Below are 6621 nucleotides of genomic sequence, written 5' to 3' on the forward strand. Positions count from 1 at the left end.
TGGTAAATACTAATGAAAAGAGAATTGTATAAGTATTAATTATAAGATTATTTCATTTCTGCTATTCCCCAATAATTAAAACTAGCAGGTTTCCAACCAGGAAGATACATAGTTTCTAATTTACTAATTGTAAAACCGTTTTCTTCAATAATAGCAGGAATATTTCTATTCAAATTGCATCCACCTCCAATTTTTTTCCAAACAGGATTTATAATATTTTGATATTTTTGAACAAAATTATCAGGTGCTTTTCCGTGTTCACAGAATAGTAATTTTCCATTTGGTTTTAAGATACGTTTTATTTCAGAAAATGCTTTTTTTAAATTAGGTATGGTGCATAATGTATACGTAATTACGATAGTGTCAAAACTTTGATTTTTTGCTGGTATATTTTCAGCCTCAGCAATTAAAAATTCAAAATCAAAAGGTAATGTATTGGTATTTACAACACCTCTATCCCATAATTCTTTGGAAGGATCTATGGCGGTTAATTTTTCAATATTTTTAGTGTAATAAGGCAAGTTTAATCCAGAACCTACACCTATTTCTAGCACATTTCCAGTTGCTAACGGAATGATTTTTTCGCGTTGTTTCATGCTAGGTTTTTGGCTGCAAGCCCAATCAATTGCTTTTGGGAGAATATATTTATTGTAAAGTTTCATATGTTGTAAATATAAGATTTTAGGCTGAATGGTATAATTATATTTTTATGTTTAATATCTATAAAATACATAAAAAATAAAACAAAAGGATATAAAAACCCTATAAAAGGTAATTTTATTTGTTTTTTAACTATTTGTGTTGTAGCTTTATATCTTCATAAAATAGATTAACCCCAAAATTCTTGAGTCATGAAAACGATATCATTAATGAACACAAAAAAACTTGAGAGAATCACTAGTTTCGCTAGAAGAAATTACAACACGTATGTAAAACATTATCAATCTAGAAATTTAACACCAATGTCTCTAGAAGAATTTCTTAAAAATTACGAAAGTTAGTCCACTTTAGTTTATTAGAGTAATAGATTTTTAACACGTCCTACTTCACCAGTTTCTAATTGTACTTTTATTCCATGCGGATGGGTTGGTGAATTAGTAAGAATACGTTTTACAATACCTTCAGTTAATTCACCATTTCGTTGATGTTGTTTTTGTACAATTTCAACTTCAATTCCAATTTTAATATTCTTTCTTGCTTTTCCGTCCATTGTTTTAGAGTTTTGATTTTAAATGAACATCCAATTGAGGAAATGGTATGGTAATGTTATTTTCCACAAATTTTCTATTAATTATTTTTCGAATATCACTTTTAACTTTTTCAATTCTAAAAATATTTTCACTAAAAAATAAAATTTGAAAATCTAAGGAAGAAGTTGCAAAATCTAAAAATCGAATATCAATTAAGTTTCCATCGTAAATATCAGGATGTTCTAAGGTACTTTCTTTAAGAATTTTCATTACCAAATCTACGTTGCTTCCATAGGCAACTCCAATATTTATTTTAAAACGTGTTTTTTTTGCCTGATGACTCCAATTAATTACCTTGTTTGTGGTGATAAGTGAATTTGGAATAATAATAGAAATTTCATCTCTATTTGTGCCTTTTGAAGTTCGCAGGCCAATTTCTTGAATTTTAACAACATCACTGTCAATTTCTAAAATATCACCCACTTTTATACTTCTTTCAGAAAGTAATATAATTCCTGAGACAATATCATTAAATGTTTGCTGTAAACCCAAACCAACTCCAACAAGCAATGCAGCTGAACCAGCAACTAAAACAGTTACCTTAATACCAACGGTTTCTAAAAGTAGCCCAAAAGCAATAACCCAAATTACATATTTAATAATTTGAAATAAGGCTAATTTGTTTCCAATATCTTGGCTATTTTTAGCGTGTCTTCTAAAGAGTGTTTTTTTTATACCAAATAATAAAATTTTAGTAATTAAAAAAATGAATAAAACCATTACTAAGGCGAACACTCTAATAATATAATCACCAATATGAATAAGTTCAAATTCTAAAAAATTACGTATAAATTCCATTTTGTTAGTTCTTGTATTTTAAAAATAAGTTAGTACGTTGTTAATAATGATAGAGTTATTTTGTACTAAAGTTACTGTATAAATTTATAAAATATAAGTTTTCTTTAAGAATATAGTTTTTTTAAGTGCTCATTATAAATTTTACGAATAAGATGTAAAGATTTTTTAAAAATTATTTAAGAGCTTTTCTACTTTTTTTTAAGCGTTTGGGGCCATACCAAAGCCAAAAACCTGTAATTGTAAAGAGTAACAAAGCTAGACCCATAATTAAAGTATATAGAAGTTTAATTTGGGTTTGAGATGTATTAAAAACACGATCTAAAATTGTGGCATCATGTAAGTCCTCTATTAAATCGGAATGTCTTTTAGCAACACTAAGCAGTTTCCCTGTTGCACCATCTAGTTGTATTTCCCAATAATGATTTTCAAAAATAAACTTAACAATACCTTTATTTTTTCTAATATCAATTCTATCCAACTCTAATGATAAATCTTTCTGAATAGAATCTTGTAAAATTAGTATTGCTTTGTTGTGCAAGCTATCTATTGGCAACCAATTTTTTAAATTTGTATCAGTTCCTTGAGTGGTTTTGGGTAAAATTAAACCGTTGCTATTACTTTTTAACCCTAATAAAATTCCTGTTATGGCAATAATAAAGAAAAAAACGAAAAGCATTGCTCCTGTTATTCGGTGTATTTTTCTAAATAAGCGTAAAATTTTCGCCTGTTTTTGTGTAGACTTTTCTTTAACCATTTATTTTTCGGTTTGTTGTTCAATCACATTTTTAAAATTTAACTGCTCTTTAGGAATAAAACCTTTTAAAATTAAAACAATACCAAAAACCATTAATAAAAGCCCCATAATTCGTTTTATTTTGTAGGCAACTTTAGGTGTTAGTTTTTTCTTTAACTGTTTGGCTAATAAAATCTTTACAATATCAGTTATTAAATAGCTAACCAGAATAATTGTAAAGTAATTAAATATTTTTGAAGGATTCATTTGAAGATTCGAGCCAACCACCACAATCATTCCTAACCAAAAAGCCAATACACCGATATTAATAAAGTTGAGTAAAAATCCTTTTAAAAAAAGTTTTACATAATTGGATTTTACAGGAATAATAAGTGTTTCATCATCAATAATTCTTTTCTGACTTTTATCTAAATAAGTAATAATTCCGTAAACTAATAAAATTAAACCACCAATATAAAATAAACGAGGATCATCTTTAATTTGTTCTAATAAACGCTTACTTCCAAAATAAGCAATTAAAATAAATACAATATCACCCAACACAACTCCTAAATCGAAGGCAATTGCTGCTCTTGCTCCTTTGGTAATGCTAGTTTGTATTAACATAAAAAAAACAGGCCCAATCATAAAGGCTAAGAAAAACCCTATAAGCACTGCATCTTTTATTTCTGTGAAAGTCATAAATTAGTTTTGTAGAATGCGAAAATACTATAATTATTAAACGTCGTCGTAATCAATGGTAACTTTTTGTGTGGTTGGGTGAGCCTGACAGGTTAAAATTAAACCATCTTTAATTTCATCTTCTGATAGAATTGTATTTTTAGACATTACTGCATTTCCTTCCGTAACTTTTGCAATACAACTACTACAAATTCCTCCTTGACAAGAATAAGGTGCATCTAAACCTTCTTTTAAAGCTGCAGTTAAAATAGTAGTTTGTGAATCCATTTCTAGTGTAGTTTCTTCATCGTCTAAAACAACAGTTAGCAGACTAATACCTTCAAATTTTTCAGTTGAAATTTCTTTTGAAGAAATAGGTGTTGAAAATAATTCAAAATGAATCGAATTTTCAGTAAAACCATTTTCAACTAATGTTTCTTTGGCTGTATTTATCATAGCTTCAGGGCCACATAAAAACGCTGTATCAAAAGTTGTATTTTTGAATTTATTTTTAAGTACAAAATTGATGTTTGCAGTATCAATTCTTCCAAATAAAGCAGTTTCTTTTTGCTCTCGGCTAAAAACATACTGAATATTAAACTGAGTTGAAAATTTAGATTTTAATTCATCAATTTCATTTTTAAAAATAGTATCAGCTTCAGTTTTGTTGCCATAAATAAGTGTAAAAGTACTTTTTGGTTCTTCTATTAATACCGTTTTAATCATGGCCATAATTGGCGTAATTCCACTTCCAGCTGCAATTGCTACATAGTTTTTAGTGTTTTCTGTTGAAGTTTCAAGGATAAATTTTCCTTCGGGTTTTGAAACTTCTAATACATCTCCTTCTTTTAAAATAGTACAAGCATACACTGAAAATGTTCCGTTATCTACCGCTTTTAAAGCAATACGTAATTCACCAGAACTTGGTGTTGAACAAATTGAATATGCTCTGCGCAATTCTTCACCAGCTATTGATTTTTTAATAGTGATGTATTGCCCAGCAATAAATTGAAACTCATTTTGAAGCTCTGTTGGAATATCAAATACAATTGAAACTGCATTTTGTGTCTCTTTTTTTATTTCTTTTATGGTAAGTGAATGAAATTTTGACATTTTTATTGTTTTAAGGATACAAAAGTAATGAATCTAACTACAATTTTTTGTTAAAAATAATACCTAAGAGTTTTATACATAAGAAAATTATGTATATATTTGAAATCAAATTAGAACAGATAACTAATAAAATGGGAAATCAAAAATTATTCAAAGGCTCTTTGCAAACAATTATTTTGAAGTTGTTAGAAGAAAAAGATAAAATGTATGGTTACGAAATTACGCAGAAAGTAAAGGAATTAACTAAAGGAGAATTGAATATTACAGAAGGTGCTTTGTACCCAGCGTTGCATAAATTAGAAGCTGAAGGATTGTTAGATGTTGAGGTTGCAAAAGTTGATAATCGACTTCGTAAATACTATAAATTAACTGAAAACGGAACCAAAGAAACGGTAAACCGTTTAGCTGAATTAGAAGAGTTTATTAAAACCATGCAAACCATTGTAAACCCTAAATTTGCTTAAACCTCCTGATTAAATTGCTTACACTATGAAACTTACCAAAGAACAAATACAACAACTCTATAAATTTACGCGTCAACATTATGTAGAACATTATGATGTACAAACAGAGTTAGTTGACCATTTAGCGAATGATATTGAACAAATTTGGACAGAACAACCTCATTTATCTTTTGAACAAGCTAGAACTGTTTCATTCAAAAAATTTGGTGTTTTTGGTTTTATGGATGTGGTTGAAAAAAAACAAAAGCTAATGAATAAACGTTATTGGAATATTTTATGGAGATTTGTAAAAGAGTGGTTTACATTGCCTAAAATAATACTTACAACTTTAATTTTTTTATTATTTTTTTCCATTTTTCAATTCACATATGCAACTGAAATAATATTTGTGTCTTTGTTAATTTTAGTAATATTTGATTTTTATTACCTATTTAAAAACAGAGCAAAAAGGAAAAGAAATAAGATGAAAAAAGAAAAAAAAAGAAAAAATATTCTTGTTAGAATCTATGATAGGACAAACAAGAAATGGTTTTTCAATAATGACTTTTGTAAACGTTTTTAATATTATAAATATCACAGATTTAAACTTTAATTCTTTGTCTTTTTTTTGGCTTGTGTTTATTGCTGCTTTTGTAACGTTAATATGCATAGTATTTTACATAACAGGATTTGTAATGCCCCAAAAAGCGAAAGAATTAATGAAGGAAACCTACCCAGAATATACTTTATTAGCCATTTAGCACCTTAAGATTTTAAAATTATTGGAACTTATTATCCTATTAAAAAATGAAACTTACCGAACAGCAAATACAACAATTGTATAAATTTACCCGTCAGCATTATGTAGAACATTATGATGTACAAACGGAATTAGTTGACCATTTAGCGAATGATATTGAACAAATTTGGACAGAGCAACCTCATTTATCTTTTGAACAAGCTAGAACTATTTCGTTCAAAAAATTTGGTGTTTTTGGTTTTATGGATGTTTATGGGGCCAGACAGGGAGCATTGCAAAAGAAGTATATGAAAATATTATGGCAACACGCTAAAGACTGGTTTAAATTACCAAAAATTATTGCGACTATTACGCTGTTTTATTTTTTCTATTTAGGTTTAATAGCCTTTGGCGATTCGTTCGCTCTTTCAGTTTTGGGCGTTGTAATCACATTTGGTCTTGTAATGCATATTATGTTATTAAGAAAAGTAAAAAAAAGACAAGAGCTCAATCATAAAAAATGGCTTTTAGAAGACATAATTTTTAGAGGTTTATTTTTAGGTGGAGGCCTTTTAGGGATTAATTTATTTAACATTATAAATTCATCAAGACCCGACTTTTATAATGTTTATTGGGCAATTTTTTATGCTTCAATTTTTACAATTATGATTGTTTACGTGTACATTAGCGTTATTGTTTTACCAAAAAAAGCAGAACAATTATTAATTGAAAATTACCCTGAATATAAATTAGTGTAACAATTTATGTTTAAAACATACTTATTAACTGTAAATTCACAAAAACCAATTCAATGATTCAACATTTTGTAAAATTTGAATGGAAACAATTTTTTCGTTCTTCGTA

Annotated in this window: 10 protein-coding genes; 4 read left to right on the forward strand and 6 right to left on the reverse strand. The window is 27.8% G+C overall.

Annotated features, from left to right (window positions below; genetic code table 11):
- Positions 1-47: 47 nt before the first annotated feature.
- The gene (locus HKP59_RS01895) at positions 48-662 is read right to left on the reverse strand and encodes a class I SAM-dependent methyltransferase (RefSeq protein WP_291802959.1); all 615 of its coding nucleotides are present in this window, start codon (positions 660-662) and stop codon (positions 48-50) included.
- A 189-nt stretch (positions 663-851) separates the two neighbouring features.
- Between HKP59_RS01895 and HKP59_RS01900 the strand changes: the two genes are divergently transcribed.
- Positions 852-1001: a hypothetical protein gene (locus HKP59_RS01900; RefSeq protein WP_291802960.1), complete on the forward strand. Its 150-nt coding sequence runs from the start codon at positions 852-854 to the stop codon at positions 999-1001.
- A gap of 14 nt (positions 1002-1015) precedes the next feature.
- On the opposite strand, the gene HKP59_RS01905 is transcribed toward HKP59_RS01900, so the two are convergent.
- The 5 genes from HKP59_RS01905 to HKP59_RS01925 form a co-directional block, all read right to left on the reverse strand.
- Positions 1016-1210 (reverse strand): YwbE family protein, encoded by a 195-nt coding sequence (locus HKP59_RS01905; protein WP_291802961.1) that lies wholly within the window; start codon positions 1208-1210, stop codon positions 1016-1018.
- A 4-nt stretch (positions 1211-1214) separates the two neighbouring features.
- On the reverse strand, positions 1215-2048 hold the full coding sequence (locus HKP59_RS01910) for a mechanosensitive ion channel domain-containing protein (protein WP_291802963.1): 834 nt from the start codon (positions 2046-2048) through the stop codon (positions 1215-1217).
- Between the two features lie 172 nt (positions 2049-2220).
- A complete protein-coding gene (locus tag HKP59_RS01915) occupies positions 2221-2802 on the reverse strand; it encodes a PepSY-associated TM helix domain-containing protein (RefSeq protein WP_291802965.1) in 582 nt (193 codons plus the stop codon).
- Positions 2803-3483 carry a LysE family transporter gene (locus HKP59_RS01920; protein WP_291802967.1) on the reverse strand — a complete coding sequence of 227 codons (681 nt, stop codon included), beginning with the start codon at positions 3481-3483 and terminating at the stop codon, positions 2803-2805. It lies immediately after the preceding gene.
- Positions 3484-3519: 36 nt separating this feature from the next.
- A complete protein-coding gene (locus HKP59_RS01925) occupies positions 3520-4575 on the reverse strand; it encodes a ferredoxin--NADP reductase (RefSeq protein ID WP_291802969.1) in 1056 nt (351 codons plus the stop codon).
- A 131-nt stretch (positions 4576-4706) separates the two neighbouring features.
- On the opposite strand from HKP59_RS01925, the gene HKP59_RS01930 reads away from it, so the two are divergent.
- The 3 genes from HKP59_RS01930 (at position 4707) to HKP59_RS01940 (ending at position 6515) form a co-directional block, all read left to right on the forward strand.
- Positions 4707-5039 carry a PadR family transcriptional regulator gene (locus tag HKP59_RS01930; protein ID WP_291802970.1) on the forward strand — a complete coding sequence of 111 codons (333 nt, stop codon included), beginning with the start codon at positions 4707-4709 and terminating at the stop codon, positions 5037-5039.
- 25 nt (positions 5040-5064) lie between these two features.
- Positions 5065-5601 (forward strand): hypothetical protein, encoded by a 537-nt coding sequence (locus HKP59_RS01935; protein WP_291802973.1) that lies wholly within the window; start codon positions 5065-5067, stop codon positions 5599-5601.
- Between the two features lie 224 nt (positions 5602-5825).
- Positions 5826-6515, forward strand: coding sequence for a hypothetical protein (locus tag HKP59_RS01940; protein ID WP_291802974.1), 690 nt, complete (start codon positions 5826-5828; stop codon positions 6513-6515).
- Positions 6516-6621: the final 106 nt, after the last annotated feature.

Source organism: Lutibacter sp. (assembly GCF_013041805.1).
Classification (GTDB): Bacteria; Bacteroidota; Bacteroidia; order Flavobacteriales; family Flavobacteriaceae; genus Lutibacter.